The sequence below is a fragment of the Catenovulum sp. 2E275 genome (assembly GCF_025515275.1).
In the GTDB taxonomy this organism is placed as follows: Bacteria; Pseudomonadota; Gammaproteobacteria; order Enterobacterales; family Alteromonadaceae; genus Catenovulum.
This window is the reverse complement of record NZ_JAOPFU010000094.1, coordinates 1-2,625: the sequence shown is the minus strand read 5'-3', so window position 1 is coordinate 2,625 and position 2,625 is coordinate 1. Positions and strand designations below refer to the sequence as shown.

The following is a 2,625-nucleotide window of genomic DNA, read 5'->3' as shown; positions in this document are numbered from 1 at the left end:
CAAGGTGGAGATATTAACGCTTGGGTATTAGGCGAAACGGCTACTTTTGATGGCAGTGGTTCTACCGATGCTGATGACGATGATTTGCAATACCGTTGGACATTTTCTATTCGAGGTTCAGAGACAACAGTCACTGGTAATGAAGCTGAAATTGAAAATGCTAATCAGGCTATTGCGACATTTACTCCAAATCAAAGTGGTAACTATTATGTTGAATTAACCGTATACGACGGAACAGAGGTCGTGCGTAGTGGTTATACAACGCTAAAGGTTAATACTTTACCAGAAGGTCATGTTAATACAGCGCCGGTAGCGGTTATTGGTACAAACTGGTCAACCGGAACTTATGAGATCGAAACCGCAACACGTCCGTCCATTAGTTCCAGAGGTTATGATAAAGAGTCAAGTTCTGTCTATTCTTTAGTACGAGAATGGTCGGTTACTGCTGCGCCAGAAGGGGTTGATTTGGATGCAATTAACGCGGAGCTTGCGGGCGTAACGGGTATTTATATGGCTTTTGAAACGCCAGGAACTTATACCATTAAGCATCGATTATCCGACGGAGAATTATATAGCGAGGTTGAACAAGACTTTGAAGTTTTATATGGGGCAAATAACGCGCCTGATGCAGTTGCTTCAACTTCAACTAAAGCGCTTAATTTTATGGTTGAGGATACAATTACCTTTGATGCCAGTGGCAGTACTGATGACAGAGATCATCAAATGTCAGCATTTGATTGGGTATTGGTTAATAAGCCTGATGGCAGTGAAGCTGAATTAGTGAATGCGGATACTGAAACCCCAACCTTAACTTTAGATAAAGCAGGTCCTTATTCAGTTAAATTAAGAGTTCAGGATGCGTTAGGCGCTTGGAGTGGGTATACAGGTGTAACGATAAAAGCTAAATCTGAAAACAATGTGCCCATTGCGCGGCCTACGATTAGTCAGGAATATGACGATGAACAGCCATTTGTGATTTATCCAACTGTTGACGCTAGAGTAGAAGAATGGAGTGTAGAAGATGATAACCGAGCTGCTGGTTTAGCACCTTGGGAATATCGATACCTATTTAATACAGGTGTGACCTTTTCCGGCGATGCTTATGACCCAGATGGCGATAGTGTGGTGTATTTATGGAGTTTAGTAAATGAACCTGACAATGCAACTTTTGCACGTGCGCAGAGTATGTGTTTAAACGGTTATATCGTAAACGCTCAAGGCGAATATAGAACACCTCAAGATCTCTATCAATATGTGATTAACGCGAAAGAGTGGAGTTGTGCCAACGTTCCTATTTCACCAGCAACAGAAGGCAACTATGAGTTACAACTGATTACGACCGACGGTATGAGTGAAACTTCACCTGTTAGTATTAGTTTTCCAGCGGTTTATCGGGCGAATTATCCAACGCTATTATTGGAAGATACCTATGCCAGTGAATCAAATGGAGCAGATCTGACTCTCGGTAATTCTGATTATTTAGATCGCCAGCAGCTATTCCCGTATCATTTTGTCCAACGAGGAAGCTTCCCTATATTTGATAGTTATCTTGATTTAGGCACGAGTACAATGGTTAAGCGCTATCAGTTATCGGCTTTTGATCAAGATTATACTATCACTAATTTACAGGCGGTTTCTCAGGCAGAAGGCGGTTACCAAGTATCTTTTAGTGGTTTAACCGATGGCCAAGTTATTAAACAGGGTGAATCTATTTTCTTTGAATTAATTATTACAACGCCGGATGTTAAACCCGATGAAATTTTAATTATAGATGAAAACTTTAACTGGGCGAGCAAGGATAATCAGGCAAAAGGCATCAGCTTTAGTTTCGAAATAGCTGAAAAAACTGGTTGGACATTTACATATGAGCCTTACATTTATCTGACCGGTTGTCAGGGATGTGGAGCAGTTAATTAAACTTTTTGAGCAAACAGCTAGCGCAATTAGTCTATATATCACTAAAAAATAGAGTTAAATTTGGCTCTTAATTTAGTTTGGTTACTAGGGTCTGTTGACGTTTGATGTACAAATTTTGTTCTAACTAAATGCTTTTTAATCGAGGCGCAGCATTGAAGGCCTAATGAATTAAGTCAAAATGCTGCAACAAAGAGTAAAAAGCATTTAGGACGAAGCTAAAGGCAGCGTTTGTTTGGCATTTCTTCTGCGTTATAGCTCATTTATGTAGCTCACTACACGTTAATCGCTATGCCTTGGATAAATACCAAACAAAACTGCTGCAAAATTGTACTCAAAAGATCAACAGACCCTAGCCACCCTAGTGTATGTAACGCGAGTGGGTGGCTTTAATTTTAGTATATTCAAACAAGCCCGTTAGCTGACCTTTTGGTTATCAAACAATAAACCTTAAATCAGTAAAACATTCATCCATATTGTTTTACTCGAATCATAAATAATATTTCTTCAATTTGATTGACAGGAGATACAAATGAACCTTAACAATAAACCCTGCATTAGGGGATGGTTTTCATTAACTTTACGAACATCTTTAGCCGCCTGTGTTGGTTTGGCCTTATCAGGCTGTGGTAGCAGTAGTGGTGAAGATGAAACGATCAGACCCATTGCGGTAGCTGATTTATCGTCAGAGCGATTATCACCAGCAGATAC

General features: G+C 40.0%; 1 protein-coding gene. It reads left to right on the top strand.

Annotation, left to right across the window (positions count from 1 at the left end):
* A partial coding sequence (locus N7931_RS19125; protein WP_262795938.1) for a PKD domain-containing protein occupies nucleotides 1–1,917 on the top strand: 1,917 nt, incomplete at its 5' end.
* Nucleotides 1,918–2,625 lie beyond the last annotated feature (708 nt).